Below are 19120 nucleotides of genomic sequence, written 5' to 3'. Positions count from 1 at the left end.
AGTCCGTTCGGCCGCGATGCCCGAAGGCCGAAAAGACGGCACTATGGCGAGGTTGGGGAGGATGTGTCGTGCTGAGGGATCCTGGATCCATCATCGTCGCGTTTCTGGTCTCCGCCGCCGTCGGCGGGGCCATCGCCGGCTTCCTGTTCAGCCTCGCCTATCTGGTCAACGACCTCGCCCCGGGCGTATCCCACTGGACCGGCCTCTACATGGTGGTGGTGCTGATCGTGCTGGGGATCGCGGCGGGCTTCATCGGCTATCTGGTCGGCCTGACCGTGCTCGTCGCCCCGCTCTGGGCTGTGCTGCACCGGCTGGGCCGCCGCGGCCGCGCCCTGGCCGTCCTGGTCGGCGGAGGCGTCAGCGTGCTGGTCGCCTTCCTCGCCCATGGCGGCGACGACACCGCCCGCAACCTGGTCTACGCGGTCGCCGTCCTGGCCGTCGCCGGCGGCGCCGCAGGCTGGGTCCTGCACCGCATGGCCTACCGACCGCTGCGCTAGCGCGGCTTAGGGCTTCCGCTTCTCGGCGATGGCGGCGCTTTCGGCCTTCAGCGGCTTGGACACCGGGCAGACCTCCTGGGCGTAGGCGTGCAGGGTGTTGGCCAGATGGTCGGGCACCAGGCTGTAGTGGACGAACTGGCCCTTCTTCTCGCTGGTCACCAGGCCCGCGTTCTCCAACACCGTCAGATGCTGGGACACCGCCGGCTTGGAGATTTCGAAGCGCGCGGCGATCTCGCCCGCCGTCAGGTCGGCGTGCGCCAGATAGGCCAGGATCTTGCGCCGGGTCTGGGAGGAGAGGGCTTCGAATACGCGCTGCATCGTCGGTATTTAAGCGATTTGCGAACCACTTGCCAGTCTCGCCGTTTAGGGTTTAAGGAATATCTTAAATACCGAAGGAATTGGTCCAGTGAAGTTTGTCAGCGTCCTCGCCCCGGCCAAGCGCGCCGTCCTCGTCATTCTCACCCTGCTGGCGGCCGGACTCGCCGCCTGGGCCGCGGGCGGCGTCACCGCCGCCCTGATGGGTCTGGCCGCCGGCCCGGCCGGGGTCAGCCTCGGCCTGATCGCGGGCCTGGTCATGCTGCCCTTCTGGATCGTCGGCGTCTGCGTGGTCGGCGGGCCGCTGTGGCTGGCGCTTCACATGAACGGGCGTCGTGATCGCAACACGGCCCTGATCTTCGGAGGTCTCATCGGAGCGTTCGGAGGGCCGGCCGTCCTGATCGTGATGATGGGGCTGGGCGGGGCGCCGGTCGATCCGGCCGTCCTCCTGCTGGCCCCGCCCGCCGCGATCGGCGGCGCCATGGCCGGCTATGCGATCTGGCGGCTCGGCTATGAGGGCGAACGCGCATGAGCGACGACCATCCGGACCGCCACATCGCATCGCCTACGGCAAGGCGATAAAACCCTAGAACTCCCGCCAGCTGTCGCCCGGATCGCGTTCGCCGGGGTCGATCGACTGCTGGCCCCAGGCGACGATCATCAGCAGCTTGTGGCTGCGGATGCGGAATTCGCCGGTCATGGGCACGACGGCGCCCAGGGGGGCGCCGGTCTTGGGCTCGTAGAGGAAGCCCGAGAACTCGGCCACGCCGACCCGGTCGCGACGGCTGTAGACCGACAGCTCGGGAATCGAGACGACGTTGAAGCTGTCGTTGATCGGCACGCGCATCTCGGGCACGCCGAAGACGCGGCGCATCTGCTCCAGCGACAGGGCCCCGGCGCGCAGCTCCAGCACGGCGTCGGCGTCGCCCTTGGACGGCGCCAGCGCGTAGCCCGATTCCGACAGGGCCGAGCGGATGGCGCTGACCGCATAGGGGGCGTTCTCGGCGCGGAAGAAGGCGTCGTCGACGAACACCTTCGACCCCATCGGGATCGGCAGGGTCAGGCCCTCCACCGCCCGGTCGGCGGCGCGCGCCACAAGCAACTGCTCGGTGGCGGTGCGCGAGGGATAGGTTTCCGAGGTGGAGGCGCAGGCGGTCAGCCCCAGCAGGGCCAGCGACAGAACGGCGTAAGCTCTCAATCTACTCACCAGCTCCCGGTGTTGGGCATGGAGGCCCAGGGTTCCGCGGGGGCCAGGGGCGCGCCCTCCTGCAGCAACTCGATCGAGATGCCGTCGGGCGACCGTACGAAGGCCATGTGACCGTCGCGGGGCGGCCGGTTGATGGTCACCCCGCCGGCCTGCAGCCGCTCGCAGGCGGCGTAGATGTCGTCGACCTTGTAGGCCAGGTGGCCGAAATTGCGCCCGCCGTCGTAGGGCTGCGGGTCCCAGTTGAAGGTCAGTTCGACCTCGGGCGACCGCTCCGCGTTGGACCGTTCGCCGTCCTTCGGGGCGGCCAGGAAGATCAGGCTGAAGCGCCCGGCCTCATTGTCCATGCGCCGCATCTCCTGCAGACCCAGCAGGTCACAGTAGAAATGCAGCGAGGCGTCGAGGTCCGTCACGCGGACCATGGTGTGCAGGTAGCGCATGGCTGTTCCGGTCCCGGGGAGAGGCGGTTCCTCTTCTATAGCGACCCATCGCCGCGACCGCGACTCACGCGATGTTTCCACAGGTGCGCCCCGCCCCGGGGACTGCTAGAGCCGAGAGCTCGCCGTCGGGGAATGGATTTGCTTCGCAAGCTTTACGACTGGGTCTTCTCGCTGGCCCGCCACCGTCACGCGACCCGGTCGCTGGCCGTGGTCTCGTTCGCCGAGAGCTCCTTCTTCCCAATCCCGCCAGACGTCATGTTGGCGCCCATGGTGCTGGCCCGACCGGACCGCGCCTACTTCTACGCCACGGTCTGCACCATCGCGTCCGTGCTGGGGGCGTTGCTGGGCTACGCCATCGGCTACTGGCTGGAGCCGGTCGGGATGTGGATCCTGTCGCTGCTCGGCAAGGCTGACACCTTCGAGGCGTCCAAGGCCCTGTTCCAGCAGCACGGCGCCTGGGTGATCCTGATCAAGGGCCTGACCCCGATCCCGTTCAAGCTGATCACCATCGCCTCGGGCATCTTCCAGTTCAATCTGGCTCTCTTCTTCGCCCTGTGCGTCGTCACGCGCGGCGCGCGGTTCTTCCTGGTGGCCTTCGTGCTCAAGCGCTGGGGACCCGCCATGCTCGAAATGGTCGAGAAGCGGTTGGCCATGTGGACCGTGATTGGCCTGGTCGTCCTCGTCGGCGCCTTCGTGGCGGTGAAGTACCTGCTCTGAGCAGCGACGGACGAGGTCAACGGTCGGCGGCGCCTCGACCCTCGACCCTCGCCTCCGGCCCAGCTATGAACATCGTCCGATGAGAGGCCTTTATCGACTCCTGACGCGGTGGTGGACCGCCTTCGCCCTCGCCATTTCCCTGGCGATGCTGGCCACGGCCCATGCGTTCGAGCGCTTTGCAGGCCTGGCGCCGTGCAACCTCTGTCTCAAGCAGCGCGAGGTCTACTGGGGCGCCGTGGCCATCGCCCTGACCGCCACCCTCTGGCACGTGATCAGCCGCGGCAGCCGCGGCACCCCGCGCATCGCCGCCTTCCTCCTGGCCGTGGTCTTCACCACCGGGACGATCACCGCCCTGTTCCACCTGGGCGGCGAGAACCAATGGTGGGAGCTGCCCGCGGCCTGCGCCGGCGGCGGCGGGGTCGATCTTGAGGCGATGGCGGCCCTGGCCTTCGGCGGCGCGACCGAGCGTGCGGTCCTCTGCGACGCGGTGACGTGGCGCTTCCTCGGCCTGTCAATGGCAGGATGGAACGTGCTGATCTCGGCCGCGCTTGCCGTGTTCAGCCTGCTCGCCGCCAAGAGGCCCAAGGATGCCCGCGCCCCGCGCCCCTGAACCCGTGGCCGAACCGGCCCACAAGACCCCGCTGCCGCGTCCCGGCGTCGGCGCCAGCCGGCGTCGCCGCGCCGAGATCCTGCGGGTCGACCACGCCGGCGAATACGCCGCCGTTCACATCTATCGGGCCCAGCGCGCCGTCTTCGAGGGTCGCGCCGGCAAGGACGCCATCGCCGCCGATCTCGAGGAGATGCGCGGCCAGGAGGCGGTCCATCTCGCCCGCTTCGACGCCCTGCTCAACGCCGAGCGCGTCCGCCCCACGGTCATGACCCCGGTCTGGCGCCTGGCCGCCCTGGCCCTCGGCGCCGGCACCGCCCTGATGGGCGAGAAAGCCGCCCACGCCTGCACCGAGGCGGTCGAGGACGTGATCGAGAAACACTACGCCGAACAGATCGCGGAGCTGCAGGACCGCGACCCGGCCCTGGCCGCTGAACTGAGCCGCTTCCGCGACGAGGAGATGGCCCACCATGACCACGCCGTTGAACACGGCAGCCGCGAGGCCCCCGGCTACGGCCTGCTCAGTGCGGTGATCAAGGCCGGCTGCCGCGCGGCGATCAAGGTCAGCGAGCGGGTCTGACGTCGAACGCCAGCAGCAGCGTCCGCTGCACGTCTGCGCCGTTGTCGTCCGACAGCATGTACAGCCGTACGCCGTCGCCGCGGGGCGCGGCGGCGATTCCTTCGAAATTGTCGGTCGTGCCGGGCAGCTTCAGCTCGATCAGCACCGGGCCGAGCGCTCCGTCCTCGGCCATGCGCCGCACCTGGGCGCGGGCGTCAACTGGCGGGCGGTAGAGGCGCTGCACCACGAACCAGTCGCCGGCCGGGTCGCGGTCCATGCCGGTGATCCGGTATTCGCTGTCGGGCAGAGGGTCTTGCGGCGGCGCCACGACCTGCGAACAGGCGCGCGGCGTACATCTCCAGACGCCCCCGCTCTCGCCGGCGACGCGCCAGCCGCCCGGGGCCGCGGCGATGCCCTCCATGCCGTCGTTCAGCGTGAAGGCGAAGTCCGGCCGAGCGACGGCCTCAGGCTCCCAGCGCAGGCTATCGATCGGCCCGTAGGTCCAGATCCGGTGGTCCCGCTCGAAGCTGATCAGCAGGTCGCCGCCCCCGGTGATCGCTAGCCCCTCGGCGTCGCCGTCCGTCTTGTCGACGATGGGGCTGCCGTCGAGCAGGGTCAGCCGCCTGAAGGCCAGGCCTTCCACTCCCGCCAGTTCGCCACGACCGTCCAGCACCAGCCGTCCGCGCACCAGGTCGCCGGCGTCCGTGACGCTGACGAAGCCGTGCTCGCCGACCAACTTCAGGTCCGACAGGCTGTGCAACGGCGAGGCCTCGTCCAGCACCAGCTCCACCCCGCCGGCGAAACGCACCCCGTCCGCCAGTCGCGCCCCGCCGGGCAGGCCCAGGCCGACGGGCCGGGTCGAGGCCGCTACGGCGGTCCAGCCGGGTTGTGCGGTGTCGGGGAGGGGCGGAACCGCCGTCGCCGTGGCGCAGGCCGCCAGCGGCAGCAGGGCGACCAGCCCGGCCAGCCGCGCCAGCAGCTTCACGCCGCCTTCCGCCGCCGCTGCTTGGGCGCCGCCTTGGCCTCGCTGTCGAACAGCTCGGCCAGCTTCTCGATCATCACCCCGCCCAGCTGCTCGACGTCGACGATGGTCACGGCGCGGCGGTACCAGCGGGTCACGTCGTGGCCGATGCCGATCGCGATCAGCTCGACCGGCGACTTGGTCTCGATATGCTCGATGACCTGGCGCAGGTGCTTGTCCAGATACAGGGCGGCGTTGGCCGACTGGGTCGAGTCGTCGACCGGCGAGCCGTCCGAGATGACCATCAGGATCTGCCGCGCCTCGGTGCGGGCCATCAGCCGGTCGTGCGCCCAGGTCAGGGCCTCGCCGTCGATGTTCTCCTTCAGAAGCCCCTCGCGCATCATCAGGCCGAGGTTCTTCTTGGCCCGGCGCCAGGGCGCGTCGGCGGACTTGTAGATGATGTGGCGCAGGTCGTTGAGCCGCCCCGGATTGCCCGGCTTGCCGGCGCTGATCCAGGCTTCCCGGCTCTGGCCGCCCTTCCAGGCGCGGGTGGTGAAGCCGAGGATCTCGACCTTGACCCCGCAGCGCTCCAGCGTCCGCGCCAGGATGTCGGCGCAGACCGCCGCCACCATGATCGGCCGACCGCGCATCGAGCCCGAATTGTCGAGCAGCAGGGTCACGACGGTGTCGCGGAACGGGCTTTCGCTCTCGGCCTTGAAGCTGAGCGGGCTGGTCGGGTCGGTGATGATCCGGGTCAGCCGGGCGGTGTCGAGCACCCCCTCCTCGAGGTCGAAGGCCCAGCTGCGGTTCTGCTGCGCCATCAGGCGGCGCTGCAGCTTGTTGGCCAGCCGCGCCACCACCGAGGACAGGGCCGCCAGCTGCTGGTCCAGCAGCGAGCGCAGCCGCTCCAGCTCGTTGGGGTCGCACAGGTCGACGGCGTCGATGACCTCGTCATAGGCGGTGGTGAAGACCCGGTAGGCGTCGATGGCGCGGCCGTCGTCCGCCGTCTGCTGGCGGTTGGGCAGGGCGCCCTCATTGACTTCCGGGCCCTCGTCCGAGGCCTCGCCGTCGGGGTCGGCGGGCGCGCCCTCGGGGCGGCTCTCGCGTTCCTCGCCGGCCGTCTGGTCGTCGCTGGAGCCGTCCATCGACTGGCCCTCGCCGCCGCCGGCGTCGTCCTCGTCGTCCTGGTCGTCGGCCGCGTCCTGGTCCTGCGGGTCCGGCTCCTGGTCGCCCTCGTCCTCGGAGCGGTCGTCCGCGTTGGCGTCGCCCGGATCCAGCTCCAGCGCCCGCAGCACATCCTTCAGTCGGGCGGCGAAGGCGACCTGGTCGTCGGCCACCTCGGACAAGGCGTCGATCTTCGTCCCCGCCTTGGCCTCCAGATCGGCGCGGACCAGGTCCAGAAGGGCCCCGGCCCCGTCGGGCGCGCGCTGGCCGGTCAGCCGTTCGCGCACCAGCAGGGCCACCGCCTCGGCGGCGGGAACCCGCTCGGCCTCGGTGACGCGCAGGGCGCCGGTCTTCTCCAGCCGCGTCAGCAGGGCGGCGTTGAGGTTGGCCCGCACCCCGGCCAGCGACTGGGACCCGACGGCCTCGACGCGGGCCTGTTCGACGGCCTCGAAGACCTCGGCGGCCATGCGGTCGGCGGGCCGCAGACGGCTGTGGAGTCCCTCGTCGTGATTGGCCAGGCGCAGGGCCAGCCGGTCGGCCTGGCCGCGCAGGGCTGCGCTCTCCGGGGCGCCCGGGTCGCGCGGCGGATGGGGCAGGGTCAGGACGCCGTCGGCGAGCTTCGGCCCGTCCGAACCGAAGTGGACCTCCAGCTCGGACTGTTCCGCCAGGGCGCGGGCGGCGTGGGCCAGCGCGCGCTTGAAGATTTCAGCGGGGGTTTCGGCGGAGGCCATGGCGTCCGGTTAGCCGATCAGTGCGCCTCGGGCGGGCGGGCGGCGGGGCTGCTGTACTCGTTCTCGGCCTTGGGATGGGCCGACAGCACGAAGCGGCGGTCGCAGTAGCCGCACTCGACGTGGTTGTCCTCACCCATGTCCATGTAGACGAGCGGATGGCCGAGCGCGCCGCCGCCGCCGTCGCAGGCCACGCGCTTGGTCGAGACCACGATCTCTTCCGGCGGCGGGATGATCGCATCGAGGTGGCGGGGCGGCATGGGGCGACCTTGGATAGGGGAGGCAGTCGCTGAACCCCTAGAAGGACCGGCCCTCTGCGTCAAACCTCGCGGGGCGTGCGGCGGAACATCCGGTCGAACAGGGCCTTGCGACGCTTGAACAGGGTCCAGCCCAGGCACCCGGCCGCGACCCACAGGCCGATCTCGCCGATCACTGCGGCCGGGCCGCCGAAGATCAGGACATCGCGCATTTCAAGGTGGCCCATGCGGTTCAGCACGAAGATGGCGGTGAAGGCGCCGTAGCCCAGAATGCAGAAGGCGAAGGCGGTCCAGCCGATCAGTCGGGTGCGGCTCATCACGATATTCCGTCAAGCAAGCTGTTCATAATGACAAGCAAGCTAGACATAATCTGGCGGGCTGTCAAGCGTGTTTTACATGACCGACGCCGGGCTTGGCGGTGAGGCCCCGCGCGCCTACCTAGGCGCACTGTTTCGCGAAAGCCGACCATGACCGATCACGACGCCCTGCCCGACAACGCCATCGAGGTGCGGGGGCTGGAGAAGACCTACGCTGGGACCAAGAAGGCCCCGGCCAAGACGGCCCTGCGCGGCGTCGACCTGGTCATTCCGCGCGGCTCCATGTTCGGCCTGCTGGGCCCCAACGGCGCGGGCAAGTCGACGCTGATCAACATCCTCGCCGGCATCGTCAACAAGACGGGCGGCACGGCCTCGATCTGGGGCCGCGACATCGACAAACAGCCGCGCGACGCGCGCGCCGCCCTGGGCGTGGTGCCGCAGGAGATCGTCGCCGACGTCTTCTTCACCCCGCGCGAGGCGCTGGAGGTCCAGGCCGGCTTCTACGGCGTGCCCAAGAACGAGCGCCGCTCGGACGAGCTGCTGGCCGCCCTGGGGCTGACCGACAAGGCCAACGCCTATGTCCGGGCCCTGTCCGGCGGCATGAAGCGCCGGCTGATGGTGGCCAAGGCCCTGGTCCACAATCCGCCCATCCTGATCCTCGACGAGCCCACCGCCGGCGTCGACGTCGAGCTGCGCCGCCAGCTGTGGGAGTACGTGCGCCGGATCAACGCCGAGGGCGTCACCATCCTGCTGACCACCCACTACCTCGAAGAGGCGCAGGAGCTCTGCGACACCATCGCCATCATGAACCGCGGCGAGGTCGTGGCCTGCGAGCCGACGCCGCAGCTACTGCGCCGTCTCGACACCCGCAACGTCGTGGTCACCCCCGAGGGCGAGCTGGCCGGCCTGCCGACGGTCAAGGGCTTCGAGGTCGCCGCCCGACCGAACGGCGCCTTCGCGATCACCTACAAGAAGGGTCAGTCGTCGGTGGAGCAGGTCCTGGCCGCGGTGCGCGCCGCCGGCGTGACCATCCACGACATCACCACCGAGGACCCGGACCTCGAGGACGTCTTCCTGGCCCTGACCTATGGCGATGCGAGCCGGGTGAGTCCGACCAAGGACTAGGGTCGAGGGTCGAGGGGCGAGTGAGGAAATCGGGGGCTTGGGCCGCGGACCCTCAACCCTCGACCCTACGCCACCATCACCGTGCCGATGAGCAGCCGCGCGCCGGCCCGTCCGAGGGTCCGGTCCGTCGCCGCCTGAAGCTGGCCGATCAGCCGCTCCAGGTCCGGCGGAGCTCCCGGGAGCAGGGCGTTGGCGGTTTGCTGCACCACCACGGCATAGGCGGCGCGCAGGCGCGGCGTCGACTGGGCGGCGCGGGTGCGCAGGGCGGCGTCCGGCACGTCGATCCCGGTCTCGACCGTCATCACGCCCATGGCCCCGCCAGGCCGCCGAATGTTGGCCGTGATCGTCGGCAGGCGGGTGTAGCTGGGCTGCGGCGCCCCGCCGCCGCCGCCGCTCGTCTTGACGACGTCGGTTTGGGGGGTGGCGGACTTCAATCCGAGGAGGGCGCGACGATCCATGGCGCCACCCTAGAGCGCGGGCTTTAAGGCTCGGTTACGGGCGTCCATTCAAGGGTCGGATAAGCCTCGCGCGCCTCGCCCTCAACGTGGGTCTCCACGATCGTCCCGGCGTCCGGGTCGGCGACCACCAGGATGTAGTCGACCCCGCTGCGGACGCAGTCTCGGCTCGACCGCCGCACCTCCGCGAGCACCAGGACCCGCTTGCCGCCTTCGGCCCAGCCCATCCCGTGAGTGAGCACATTGATCGTCCTGGCGTCTCCACAGCCGTTGAGGCGCGCCAGCGTATCGATCGCGGCCTGCCGCAGCGTCTCCGACTCGACCGGGCTGCCGCCGCGCGCAGACCAGAGCCGGAAGTTGCTCCATTCGCCGCCGCCCGAGTCGTTGATGAAGAAGTGGCGGGAATCGGGAGCCCAAGAGACCCTGGCGGGCGGGTCGAACGTGGCGATCGGCGTGCGCTGCAGGAAGCCTCCGCTCAGGAGGACGCCAGGGTCGGTCTCGCCGCCGTAGAGCAAGGTCATCGTCCCGTCCGGCGAGAGGATGGAGGCGGGCGAAATCTCGAGCAGGACCGATCCGGTCTCGATCGGATCCGTCGACGGATCGGGCGTGCAGCCGGACAGGACGGCCGCCGCCAGGGCGACAAGGGCGGTTCGGGCGGCGGCGCGAGCTTTGCGGTTCATGAGGGCAGGGTCCGGGGCGTCGCTTAAGGGCGGCTTACGCGGGCGAAGGCGCGCGAGGCCGCCGTCTGTGCGATCAGGCGCAGGTCGTCGCGGCTGACGTCGAGGGGCTCGCCGAACTCGGCCAAAGCGGCGTCGACGTCGGCCTCTGTAAGCTCCAGGCCGGCCGGCTGGGCCACGGCGGCCGTGCGGTGCGGATAGGCGTGGCCCGAGAAGCGGTGGAACAGATAGCCCGTCGCGGTCAGCAGCACGGCGTCAATCAGCACCGGCGACACGACAAACGAATAGCCCGCCCCTGCGATCACCGGACCGCCGAGCACCGCCACCAGCGCCGCGCCGCCGCCGGGGGGATGCAGGCAGCGCGCCAGGGACATGGCGGCTATCGAGGCGGCGACCGCGACTGCCCCGGCCACGATCGGGTCCTTGATCAGCAGGGCCGCGGTGACCCCCACCGCCGCCGAGATGACGTTGCCGCCGATGATCGACCAGGGCTGGGCGAGCGGACTCGCAGGCACCACGAACAGCAGCACCGCCGAGGCGCCCATCGAGGCGGTCAGGATCAGCCCGGCGGCGGCCTGCCCGGGCAGCAGGGCGCGACTGACCAGGCCGGTCACTGCGATGCCGATCAGGGCGCCGAGGCAGGCGACGATCCGGTCGCGGATCGTCGCGCCGGCGAGGATGGGCTGAAAGACCTTCACCCGATCAGGCTGCGCAGGCGGCGCCCTCGCCCCTGGGCTCCATGGCCTTCAGGTCGAGCAGGGCGAACAGGCGGGCGTCCTCGTCCTGTTCGGGATTGGGCGTGGTCAGCAGCTTGCCGCCGACAAAGATCGAGTTGGCGCCGGCCAGGAAGCACAGGGCCTGCATCTCCGGGCTCATCGTCTCGCGCCCGGCCGACAGCCGCACCATGGCCTTGGGGCAGACCAGGCGGGCGACGGCGACGGTGCGGACGAACTCGATCGGGTCGATCTCGCCCTCCTTCTTGACCCGGTCGCCCAGCGGCGTGCCGGTGACCGGCACCAGGGCGTTGACCGGCAGGCTGTCGGGGTGCTCGGGCAGGGTGGCCAGGGCATGCAACAGGCCGGCCCGGTCCCGCCGCGCCTCGCCCATGCCGACGATGCCGCCGCAGCAGGTGTTCATGCCCGCGTCGCGGACGTGCTGCAGGGTGTCGAGCCGATCCTGATAGGTCCGCGTCGTCACCACCTCGGCGTAGTAGTCCGGCCCGGTGTCGAGGTTGTGGTTGTAATAGTCCAGCCCGGCGTCCTTCAGCTGCCTCGCCTGGTCGGCGGTCAGCATGCCCAGGGTGGCGCAGGTCTCCAGCCCCAGCGCCTTCACCCCCGCGATCATCGTCGCCAGCTTGGGCGTGTCGCGGTCCTTCAGCTCGCGCCAGGCCGCGCCCATGCAGAAGCGGCTCGCCCCGCCCGCCTTGGCCGCCATCGCTTCGGCGATGACCGCCTGGGCGTCCATCAGCTTCTCGGCCTTCAGCCCCGTGTCGAAGCTGGCCGACTGCGAGCAGTAGCCGCAGTTCTCGGCGCAGCCGCCGGTCTTGATCGACAGCAACTGGCTCTTCTGCACCTCGGACGGGTCGAACCACCTCCGGTGCGCCGTGGCGGCGTCGAACACCAGCTCCATGAACGGGCGGGCGAACAGCGCCTCCACCTCTTCCAGGGTCCAGTCGTGGCGGGGGATCGAGAGGTCGCGGGTCATGCCGCTTCCCTGACGCGCGCCGCGGCGACGGACAAGCCCCCTCAGACGTCCATAATGATCTCGCCGCGCTTGAGATCGATCACCACGCGGTTGAACACGCCCAGCACGTCCACCCCCATCAACATGGCCGGCGTGTCCTGAAGGCCGAGCAGGCGGAAGATGTGGAAGTCGCCCATCAGCACCGCCAGCCGGTCGATGGCCAGATCGTCGAAACGCACTGATGACAGGATTATCGCCTCGGCCAGGGCGGCGCGGCCGGTGGGCGACTGGACGACCGGGTCGCCGCCGATCGTCCGGCTCTGGAATGGGCGGGCCCCGGCGATCGCGGCCAACGCCGGATTGATCAGCGTCACCTGGGCCCCGGTGTCGACGATCGCCTGCACGTGGTGGCCGCGAACCGTCGCATCGACCACCATCAGCTCGGTGTTCCCGCCCTGCGGCGGCTGGAAGCGAACGCGCGGGCGCACCACGCCGAGGAATTTGTCCGGGTCCGGACGGGACCGGTTGATCGACGACCGGCCGGACCCCCGAAAGCGCATGATCAGCCGCTGGTCGGCCAGCAGGTCCAGCCCCAGCAGGCCGTCGAGGCCGATCAGTCCGGCCCGCGAGCCGACCGCCAGGCGCACGCCGCCGACCTGCAGGGCGCCGCTGGCCAGGGTCTCGGCGCGGACGGCCGGCACCCGCTCCAGCCCGATCACCGTATGCATGTCGACCTCGCCCGCGGGGGCGATGGCCAGCCGCTCGACCAGGTCGCTGGCGACCACCGAGGCGCTGGCGGCGGTGTCGACGGCGAAGCGAAGCGGGCCCTGGCCGTTGATGTAGACGGGGACAGTCGAGCGTCGGACCCGGTCGGTGGTCTGGTCGGCGAGGAAATCGCTGTCAGGCGCCTCCTGCGCCCGGACCAGGCCCGGCGCGGCGAGACCGACCAGCATTGCGCCGCCCAGCAGGCGACGGTTCAGTCCCTCGACTGTCATGACGCTCCTCCCACGGAGGATGGTGGCACGGAAAACAATGTCCGGCGAGCGGCCCCGGCCTTTATGTCCGAAGCTTCATATAAGGATATCCTTATGGGTTCATTGCCCCCCGGCGGCGGGCGGGCTATAGCGGCGCCAAACCGCAAGACGCGCCAGAGGCCCCTCATGACCGACTACATCGTCCGCGACATCTCGCTTGCCGACTACGGCAACAAGGAAATCGCCATCGCCGAGACCGAAATGCCCGGCCTGATGGCGCTGCGGGCGGAGTACGGCGCGGCCCAGCCGCTGAAGGGCGCCCGCATCGCCGGCAGCCTGCACATGACTATCCAGACCGCGGTGCTGATCCAGACCCTGGAAGCCCTCGGCGCCGAGGTCCGCTGGGCGTCGTGCAACATCTTCTCGACCCAGGACCACGCCGCGGCCGCCATCGCCGCCTCGGGCACCCCCGTGTTCGCCACCAAGGGCGAGACCCTGGTCGAGTATTGGGACTACGCCCACAAGATCTTCGAATGGGCCGACGGTGGCTATCCGAACCTGATCCTCGACGACGGCGGCGACGCCACCCTGCTGTGCGTCCTCGGCCCCAAGGCCGAGAAGGACATCTCGGTCCTGTCGAACCCGCAGAATGAGGAGGAGGAAGCCCTCTTCGCGGTCATGAAGCGCTACATCGCCGAGAAGCCCGGCTTCTACTCAGCCATCCGCGACGCCATCGGCGGGGTCTCGGAAGAAACCACCACCGGCGTGCACCGCCTGTACCAGATGGCCGAGCGCGGCGAGCTGCCGTTCCCCGCCATCAACGTCAACGACAGCGTCACCAAGTCCAAGTTCGACAACCTGTACGGCTGCCGCGAGAGCCTGGTCGACGCCATCCGCCGCGGCACCGACGTCATGCTGTCCGGCAAGGTCGCGGTGGTCTGCGGCTACGGCGACGTCGGCAAGGGCTCGGCCGCCTCGCTGCGCCAGGGCGGCGCCCGCGTGAAGGTCACCGAGGTCGATCCGATCTGCGCCCTCCAGGCCGCCATGGAAGGCTATGAGGTCGTCACCCTCGAGGATGCGGCCGCCGACGCCGACATCTTCGTCACCGCAACGGGCAACAAGGACGTCATCACCGTCGAGCACATGCGGGCGATGAAGAACAACGCCATCGTCTGCAACATCGGCCACTTCGACAGCGAGATTCAGGTCGCCGGCCTGAAGAATTTCAAGTGGGACGAGATCAAGCCGCAGGTCCACCACATCGAGTTCCCGGACGGCAAGAAGATCATCCTGCTGTCGGAAGGCCGTCTGGTGAACCTGGGCAACGCCACGGGCCACCCGTCGTTCGTCATGTCGGCGTCCTTCACCAACCAGACCCTGGCCCAGATCGAACTGTGGACCAACGCCGCCAAGTACGAGAACAAGGTCTACACCCTGCCCAAGCATCTGGATGAGAAGGTCGCCTTCCTGCACCTCGCCAAGCTGGGCGCGAAGCTGACCACCCTCAAGGACGAGCAGGCCGCCTACATCTCGGTGCCGGTCGAGGGGCCGTTCAAGCCCGAGCACTACCGCTACTGAGGACTACCGCCCGGGGCCGGCGAACCGGCCCCGGGGCTCCTCAATCAGCGCGCCAGCACGACCAGCTCGGTCCGGCGGTTCTGCGCCTTGCCGTCGGCCGTCTCGTTCGAAGCGATCGGGTCGGCCTCGCCGAGCCCGCGGGCCTCGATCCGGTCGGCCGCAATGCCTTGGGCCTGCAGCGCCTGGGACACCGAGGTCGCGCGGTCTTGCGACAGCTTCAGATTTGCGGCGTCGTCGCCCTCGGAGTCGGTGTAGCCGACCACCCCGACACGCGCGGTCGGGTGCTGCTTCAGGATGACCACGATGGCGCCGACCACATTGCTGGCGTCCGCCGCCAGCCGAGCCGAATCCGTCTCATAATTCAGATTGTCGAAGATGAACCGCCGCGGGGTCGGCTCCGTCCCTTCCAGATAGCTGGCGAGGCCGGTGCTGGCGGGCTGTGGAGTCTCGATCTTCGGCAGGGCCGGCATGTCCGGAGCGGGCAGCGGCTCGACCGCGGCGGTCTCGACCTCGGGCGCGTCGACCTTCGGGCCGCCGCAGCTGCGGAAGGCCAGGATGGCCAGCAGCGCCAGAACCGCCAGCAATAGCCACGGCAGCCACTTGGGCAGACCGCCGGCGGCCGCCGGTGCGGCGGTGCTGGCCCAGGGATCGGCGCGATCGTGCTCGACCCAGCCCTCCGCCTTGGCCGGTCCACTGCGGAAGCGTTCGATGCCGGTCTGGTTGAGGGCGAAGTGGAAGGCGTTGTCGACGTGCCGGTCCGCTTCGATGTTGGCGGCTCCGACGAGGTCGGCGAGGCGGGCGCGGCTTTCGGCCAGGGTGGTCGTGATCCCGGCGACCTCCTGCAGAATATAGACCCAGCGAGTCACGGGCAGATCCTCCCGTCGCCGCCCAGCTCCGATCGGCCGGGCATCCACGACCCCGGAATAACGTGCCAGGTGCGTCGCTTGCTCCCCTGTCAGGGTTTGTACGGAGGCTGGCGCGGCGGGACGGCGAAGCCTAGAACGGCCGCATGGGTATTCTCGACATCCTGATCATCGTCGCCATCCTCGCCGTGGCCGTCACCCTCGCCTTCGGCATCCGCTCGCTCTACCAGGACGGGCCGGAGGCCCGCTCGCGGTCGAACAAGCTCATGCGCCTGCGCGTGGTGTTGCAGGCGGTGGCGGTGGCCCTGCTCGTCCTCGGCATGTGGTGGAAGTCCACGCACGGGGCCTGACCGGATGGTCGTGCTCAACCGCATCTATACGAAGACCGGCGACGGCGGCGAAACCCGCCTGGCCTCGGGCGAGCCGGTGTCCAAGACCGATCCGCGCGTCGAGGCCTATGGCGCCGTCGACGAGCTGAACGCCGTCCTCGGCCTGGCCCGGCTCCACTCCGGCCAGAACGATCGCATCGACGCCATGCTCGGCCGGATCCAGAACGAGCTCTTCGATCTGGGCGCCGACCTGGCCACCCCGCACACGCCGGCCCCCAAGTGGGAGGCGCTGCGCATCCTCGACGGTCAGGTCGAGCGGCTGGAAGCCGAGATCGACTGGATGAACGAGAGCCTGAAGGCGCTGGACAGCTTCATCCTGCCGGGCGGCTCGGCCCTGTCCGCACACCTGCACCTGGCCCGCACCGTCTGCCGCCGCGCCGAGCGTGACGTGATCCGCGGCATCGAGGCCGGGCGCGATTTGTCGCCGGTCGCGCTGCGCTATCTCAACCGGCTGTCGGATCACTTGTTCGTGGCCGCCCGCCGGGCCAACGCCAACGGGGCGGACGACGTGAAGTGGGTTCCGGGCGGAACCCGCTGACGGCTTAGCGCTCGGCCGCCAGGCGGACGCGCTGCCGCTCGGCGTCGGCGTCGCGGGCGGCCTTGGCGGCGGCCAGGCCGTGCTCGATCTCGACCAGCTCCTGCAGCTTGGCCACGGAGGCGTCCTTGCGGCTCACGCCGGGCGGGCGCTTGGTGATCTCGGCGATGGCGATCGGCTGGGCGCAGACCCGGCCGCTGGGGTCCCACCACTTGCCCTCGGCTTCGCAGCGGTCGCCCGGCGCGGTCACCAGGGCCTCATAGGCGAACACTCCGCCCATCAGCACGGCGAATGTGCAGAGGAACAGGACGCTCAGCCGTTTCATGGTCAGGAGACGGTGCATCGGTTAGATCCGTTGGAGCGAGTTGACGCCACGTTACGTTGACAGGCCGGGTTCGGCGTACCTATTGCCTGACCCAACATTCCGGCGACTTTGTGGATACTCAAATGAAGGTTCTCGTCCCCGTCAAACGGGTGATCGACTCCAACGTCAAGGCCCGCGTGAAAGCGGACCAGTCCGGCGTCGATCTCGCCAACGTCAAGATGAGCATGAATCCGTTCGACGAGATCGCCGTCGAAGAGGCCGTGCGCATGAAGGAAGGCAAGGAGCACCACGCCGCCGGCTCGGTCGAAGAGATCGTGGTCGTCTCCATCGGCGTCACCCAGGCGCAGGAGACCATCCGCACCGCCCTGGCCATGGGCGCGGATCGCGGCCTGTTGATCCAGTCGGACGCCGACCTCGAGCCGCTGGCCGTCGCCAAGCTGCTCAAGGCCGTGGTCGACGAGGAGAAGCCGGACCTGGTCCTGCTCGGCAAGCAGTCGATCGACGGCGACAACAACGCCGTCGGCCAGATGCTGGCGGCCCTGCTCGACTGGCCCCAGGCGACCTTCGCCTCGAAGGTGGAAATCGGCGGCGGCAAGGCCACTGTCACCCGCGAAGTCGACGGCGGCCTGCAGACCGTCGCCGCCAGCCTGCCGGCCGTGGTCTCGGTCGATCTGCGCCTCAACACCCCGCGCTACGCCTCCCTGCCGAACATCATGAAGGCCAAGAAGAAGGAGATCACGGTCAAGGCGGTCGCCGACTACGGCGTCGACGTCGCCCCGCGCCTCAAGGTGCAGAAGGTGTCCGAGCCGCCGAAGCGTTCCGCCGGCGTGAAGGTGGCTGACGCCGCCGAACTGGTTTCCAAGCTCAAGTCCGCGGGGGTCCTGTAATGGCCGTTCTCGTCATCGCCGATCACGACGGCGCCCACGTTCGCGACACCACCCACAAGACCGTCACCGCCGCCCTGGCCATCTCGAGCGACGTGGACCTGCTGGTCCTCGGCCAGGGCGCCAAGGCCGTGGCCGACGCCGCCGCCAAGATCACCGGCGTGCGCAAGGTCCTGCTCGCCGAGAGCGCCGGCCTGGGCAAGATGCTGGCCGAGGCCGTCGAGGCCACCGTCCTGCCGCTGGCGGCCGGCTACGACGCCGTGCTGACCCCGGCCAACACCGATGGCAAGAATTTCGCTCCGCGTCTCGCCGCCAAGCTCGACGTCGCCCCGATCTCGGACATCGTCGAGGTCGTCTCGGCCGATACCTTCGTGCGCCCGATCTACGCCGGCAACGCCCTGGAGACCGTCCAGTCCTCGGACGCCAAGAAGGTCATCACCGTCCGCCCGACCGCCTTCGCCGCCGCCGCTGAAGGCGGCTCGGCTTCGGTCGAGACCGTCGCCGGCGCCGAAGCGACCAAGACGACCTTCGTCTCGGACGAGATGGTCAAGTCGGACCGCCCGGAACTGGGCGCCGCCAAGATCGTCGTTTCGGGCGGCCGCGCCCTCGGCTCGTCGGAAGAGTTCCACGCCGTCATGGACCCCCTGGCCGACAAGCTGGGCGCCGCCGTCGGCGCGTCGCGCGCCGCGGTCGACGCCGGCTACGCCCCGAACGACTACCAGGTGGGCCAGACCGGCAAGGTGGTCGCCCCGGCCCTCTACATCGCCATCGGCATCTCGGGCGCCATCCAGCACCTCGCCGGCATGAAGGACTCCAAGGTCATCGTCGCCATCAACAAGGACGCCGACGCCCCGATCTTCCAGGTCGCCGACTACGGCTGGGTCGCCGACTACAAGACCGCCGTGCCCGAGCTGATGAAGGCGCTGGGCTAGGGCCCAACCTCCGCCAGACGGATCGAGAAGGGCGCGGCGCCGCACGGGGCCGCGCCCTTTTTCATGGGCGAAGGGCGGGCGTCCGGTGCGATCCGTTCAGCGGCCACCCCAAACTGATCGATGCAATAGGGGCCGATAACGCGATTCCTGCCTGCTGGCGGGGGCTATAATCTTGGCTGTTTGACGTAAATCGGCGGTGCGCAATGATTCTGCGAAGCCTTCATGCGCTTCCGATTGCGTCAAACTTTTCAGCGATACTGCATGATTTGTACAGTGATTGAAATAAAGCCTATCCGGGCATCCGAACTACGGAGGATTTGATTCCGGATTTGCTCAACACGGATTTAGATAGACTTGGACCGTGCGGAGGTCCATGACGTACGCAGTTGAGTTGGAGGACGTGCCGTGAAGGATCCCTATCATGGGCTTTCGGAGGTTGACCGGGCCACCGTCATCGCGATCGCGACCGCCATGGGGTGCGGCCCGCTCCTGCCCCACAACATCACGCACCCGCTGATGGCCCGCCGCGTTTTCGAGGCGCTTCGGCGATCCGGAGCGATGGCTGTCTAGGCCAGCGGTTTGAAGCAAAGGCGGGCCGCCGCCCTTGAATCCCGCCCGCGGATTTGATCCTTCCAGGCGATGGTCCAGCTCCCCGTCCGTCTGACCCCCGGCGCGTCCGCCGACCGCATCGACGGCTGGGATGTCGACGCCGACGGCCGGCCCGTCCTCAAGGTCCGCGTCCGCGCCCGCCCCATCGAGGGCGAGGCCAATGCGGCGCTGATCAAGCTCCTGGCCAAGACCCTCGGCGTACCGAAGTCCGCCGTGTCGCTGGCGCGGGGCGGGCAGTCGCGGACCAAGATGCTGGAGGTCGACGGACTGTCCGAGGACGACCTGAAATCCCGCCTTACGGACTTGTAATGTTTCCGGCCTTGTC

Annotated in this window: 27 protein-coding genes; 13 read left to right on the top strand and 14 right to left on the bottom strand. The window is 69.4% G+C overall.

Annotation, left to right across the window (positions count from 1 at the left end):
* The first annotated feature begins 68 nt into the window (after window positions 1-68).
* The gene (locus ASC65_RS11945) at window positions 69-497 is read left to right on the top strand and encodes a hypothetical protein (RefSeq protein ID WP_056453384.1); all 429 of its coding nucleotides are present in this window, start codon (window positions 69-71) and stop codon (window positions 495-497) included.
* 6 nt (window positions 498-503) lie between these two features.
* Here the strand turns inward: ASC65_RS11945 and ASC65_RS11940 are convergent, their stop codons facing one another.
* Window positions 504-815 (bottom strand): metalloregulator ArsR/SmtB family transcription factor, encoded by a 312-nt coding sequence (locus ASC65_RS11940; RefSeq protein ID WP_056453381.1) that lies wholly within the window; start codon window positions 813-815, stop codon window positions 504-506.
* Between the two features lie 88 nt (window positions 816-903).
* Between ASC65_RS11940 and ASC65_RS11935 the strand changes: the two genes are divergently transcribed.
* A complete protein-coding gene (locus tag ASC65_RS11935; protein WP_056453378.1) occupies window positions 904-1344 on the top strand; it encodes a hypothetical protein in 441 nt (146 codons plus the stop codon).
* A 54-nt stretch (window positions 1345-1398) separates the two neighbouring features.
* Here ASC65_RS11935 and ASC65_RS11930 read toward each other — a convergent pair whose 3' ends face one another.
* Window positions 1399-2019: a DUF6655 family protein gene (locus tag ASC65_RS11930; RefSeq protein WP_235561488.1), complete on the bottom strand. Its 621-nt coding sequence runs from the start codon at window positions 2017-2019 to the stop codon at window positions 1399-1401.
* A complete protein-coding gene (locus ASC65_RS11925; RefSeq protein WP_056453372.1) occupies window positions 2016-2456 on the bottom strand; it encodes a VOC family protein in 441 nt (146 codons plus the stop codon). Before ASC65_RS11925 ends, ASC65_RS11930 begins: the two co-directional genes overlap by 4 nt.
* A 138-nt stretch (window positions 2457-2594) precedes the next feature.
* On the opposite strand from ASC65_RS11925, the gene ASC65_RS11920 reads away from it, so the two are divergent.
* From ASC65_RS11920 to ASC65_RS11910, 3 genes are all read left to right on the top strand, one after another.
* Entirely contained in the window at window positions 2595-3173 is a 579-nt protein-coding gene (locus ASC65_RS11920; RefSeq protein ID WP_056453540.1) for a YqaA family protein, read from the top strand.
* A 79-nt stretch (window positions 3174-3252) separates the two neighbouring features.
* Window positions 3253-3783 carry a disulfide bond formation protein B gene (locus tag ASC65_RS11915; RefSeq protein ID WP_056453369.1) on the top strand — a complete coding sequence of 177 codons (531 nt, stop codon included), beginning with the start codon at window positions 3253-3255 and terminating at the stop codon, window positions 3781-3783.
* Window positions 3761-4360 (top strand): demethoxyubiquinone hydroxylase family protein, encoded by a 600-nt coding sequence (locus ASC65_RS11910; RefSeq protein WP_056453366.1) that lies wholly within the window; start codon window positions 3761-3763, stop codon window positions 4358-4360. Before ASC65_RS11915 ends, ASC65_RS11910 begins: the two co-directional genes overlap by 23 nt.
* Here the strand turns inward: ASC65_RS11910 and ASC65_RS11905 are convergent.
* Genes ASC65_RS11905 through ASC65_RS11890 form a run of 4 tightly spaced genes read right to left on the bottom strand, consistent with a single transcriptional unit; the run spans window position 4344 to window position 7766 of the window.
* Window positions 4344-5324 carry an esterase-like activity of phytase family protein gene (locus ASC65_RS11905; protein ID WP_156459649.1) on the bottom strand — a complete coding sequence of 327 codons (981 nt, stop codon included), beginning with the start codon at window positions 5322-5324 and terminating at the stop codon, window positions 4344-4346. The genes ASC65_RS11910 and ASC65_RS11905 overlap by 17 nt on opposite strands.
* Window positions 5321-7195, bottom strand: coding sequence for a cobaltochelatase subunit CobT (gene cobT / locus ASC65_RS11900; protein WP_056453363.1), 1875 nt, complete (start codon window positions 7193-7195; stop codon window positions 5321-5323). Before cobT ends, ASC65_RS11905 begins: the two co-directional genes overlap by 4 nt.
* A 17-nt stretch (window positions 7196-7212) precedes the next feature.
* Window positions 7213-7452 carry a zinc-finger domain-containing protein gene (locus ASC65_RS11895; RefSeq protein WP_056453360.1) on the bottom strand — a complete coding sequence of 80 codons (240 nt, stop codon included), beginning with the start codon at window positions 7450-7452 and terminating at the stop codon, window positions 7213-7215.
* A 59-nt stretch (window positions 7453-7511) separates the two neighbouring features.
* A complete protein-coding gene (locus ASC65_RS11890; RefSeq protein WP_056453357.1) occupies window positions 7512-7766 on the bottom strand; it encodes a hypothetical protein in 255 nt (84 codons plus the stop codon).
* A 150-nt stretch (window positions 7767-7916) separates the two neighbouring features.
* On the opposite strand from ASC65_RS11890, the gene ASC65_RS11885 reads away from it, so the two are divergent.
* Window positions 7917-8891 carry an ABC transporter ATP-binding protein gene (locus ASC65_RS11885; RefSeq protein ID WP_056453354.1) on the top strand — a complete coding sequence of 325 codons (975 nt, stop codon included), beginning with the start codon at window positions 7917-7919 and terminating at the stop codon, window positions 8889-8891.
* Between the two features lie 65 nt (window positions 8892-8956).
* Here ASC65_RS11885 and ASC65_RS11880 read toward each other — a convergent pair whose 3' ends face one another.
* From ASC65_RS11880 to ASC65_RS11860, 5 genes are read right to left on the bottom strand one after another with little or no spacing between them, the layout of a single operon-like run.
* A complete protein-coding gene (locus tag ASC65_RS11880; RefSeq protein ID WP_056453351.1) occupies window positions 8957-9349 on the bottom strand; it encodes a hypothetical protein in 393 nt (130 codons plus the stop codon).
* Window positions 9350-9372: 23 nt separating this feature from the next.
* Window positions 9373-10026, bottom strand: a complete 654-nt coding sequence (locus tag ASC65_RS11875; RefSeq protein WP_056453349.1) for a hypothetical protein — start codon at window positions 10024-10026, stop codon at window positions 9373-9375.
* A gap of 23 nt (window positions 10027-10049) precedes the next feature.
* Window positions 10050-10721 (bottom strand): HPP family protein, encoded by a 672-nt coding sequence (locus ASC65_RS11870; RefSeq protein ID WP_056453346.1) that lies wholly within the window; start codon window positions 10719-10721, stop codon window positions 10050-10052.
* A gap of 4 nt (window positions 10722-10725) precedes the next feature.
* Complete coding sequence (bioB, locus tag ASC65_RS11865) at window positions 10726-11727, bottom strand: biotin synthase BioB (RefSeq protein ID WP_056453343.1); 1002 nt, start codon at window positions 11725-11727, stop codon at window positions 10726-10728.
* A 41-nt stretch (window positions 11728-11768) separates the two neighbouring features.
* Entirely contained in the window at window positions 11769-12701 is a 933-nt protein-coding gene (locus ASC65_RS11860; RefSeq protein ID WP_056453340.1) for a retropepsin-like aspartic protease, read from the bottom strand.
* A gap of 165 nt (window positions 12702-12866) precedes the next feature.
* Between ASC65_RS11860 and ahcY the strand changes: the two genes are divergently transcribed.
* A complete protein-coding gene (gene ahcY / locus ASC65_RS11855; protein ID WP_056453337.1) occupies window positions 12867-14258 on the top strand; it encodes an adenosylhomocysteinase in 1392 nt (463 codons plus the stop codon).
* Window positions 14259-14302: 44 nt separating this feature from the next.
* On the opposite strand, the gene ASC65_RS17485 is transcribed toward ahcY, so the two are convergent.
* The gene (locus tag ASC65_RS17485) at window positions 14303-15124 is read right to left on the bottom strand and encodes an OmpA family protein (protein WP_056453334.1); all 822 of its coding nucleotides are present in this window, start codon (window positions 15122-15124) and stop codon (window positions 14303-14305) included.
* Window positions 15125-15267: 143 nt separating this feature from the next.
* Here ASC65_RS17485 and ASC65_RS11845 point away from each other — a divergent pair, with 143 nt between their 5' ends.
* The gene (locus tag ASC65_RS11845; RefSeq protein ID WP_056453331.1) at window positions 15268-15471 is read left to right on the top strand and encodes a twin transmembrane helix small protein; all 204 of its coding nucleotides are present in this window, start codon (window positions 15268-15270) and stop codon (window positions 15469-15471) included.
* 4 nt (window positions 15472-15475) lie between these two features.
* Window positions 15476-16048, top strand: a complete 573-nt coding sequence (locus ASC65_RS11840; protein WP_056453327.1) for a cob(I)yrinic acid a,c-diamide adenosyltransferase — start codon at window positions 15476-15478, stop codon at window positions 16046-16048.
* Between the two features lie 4 nt (window positions 16049-16052).
* On the opposite strand, the gene ASC65_RS11835 is transcribed toward ASC65_RS11840, so the two are convergent.
* Window positions 16053-16388 (bottom strand): hypothetical protein, encoded by a 336-nt coding sequence (locus tag ASC65_RS11835; RefSeq protein ID WP_056453324.1) that lies wholly within the window; start codon window positions 16386-16388, stop codon window positions 16053-16055.
* A 104-nt stretch (window positions 16389-16492) separates the two neighbouring features.
* Between ASC65_RS11835 and ASC65_RS11830 the strand changes: the two genes are divergently transcribed.
* From ASC65_RS11830 to ASC65_RS11820, 4 genes are all read left to right on the top strand, one after another.
* Window positions 16493-17257, top strand: coding sequence for an electron transfer flavoprotein subunit beta/FixA family protein (locus tag ASC65_RS11830; RefSeq protein ID WP_056453321.1), 765 nt, complete (start codon window positions 16493-16495; stop codon window positions 17255-17257).
* Window positions 17257-18186 carry an electron transfer flavoprotein subunit alpha/FixB family protein gene (locus ASC65_RS11825; RefSeq protein ID WP_056453318.1) on the top strand — a complete coding sequence of 310 codons (930 nt, stop codon included), beginning with the start codon at window positions 17257-17259 and terminating at the stop codon, window positions 18184-18186. The genes ASC65_RS11830 and ASC65_RS11825 overlap by 1 nt, the downstream gene beginning before the upstream one ends.
* A 405-nt stretch (window positions 18187-18591) precedes the next feature.
* Complete coding sequence (locus ASC65_RS17180; protein WP_156459648.1) at window positions 18592-18756, top strand: hypothetical protein; 165 nt, start codon at window positions 18592-18594, stop codon at window positions 18754-18756.
* A 69-nt stretch (window positions 18757-18825) separates the two neighbouring features.
* On the top strand, window positions 18826-19104 hold the full coding sequence (locus ASC65_RS11820; RefSeq protein ID WP_056453315.1) for a DUF167 domain-containing protein: 279 nt from the start codon (window positions 18826-18828) through the stop codon (window positions 19102-19104).
* Window positions 19105-19120: the final 16 nt, after the last annotated feature.

It is taken from the genome of Brevundimonas sp. Root1279 (assembly GCF_001425945.1).
In the GTDB taxonomy this organism is placed as follows: domain Bacteria; phylum Pseudomonadota; class Alphaproteobacteria; order Caulobacterales; family Caulobacteraceae; genus Brevundimonas.
The sequence above is the reverse complement of the archived record's forward strand: the minus strand, read 5'-3'. Positions and strand labels throughout refer to the sequence as shown.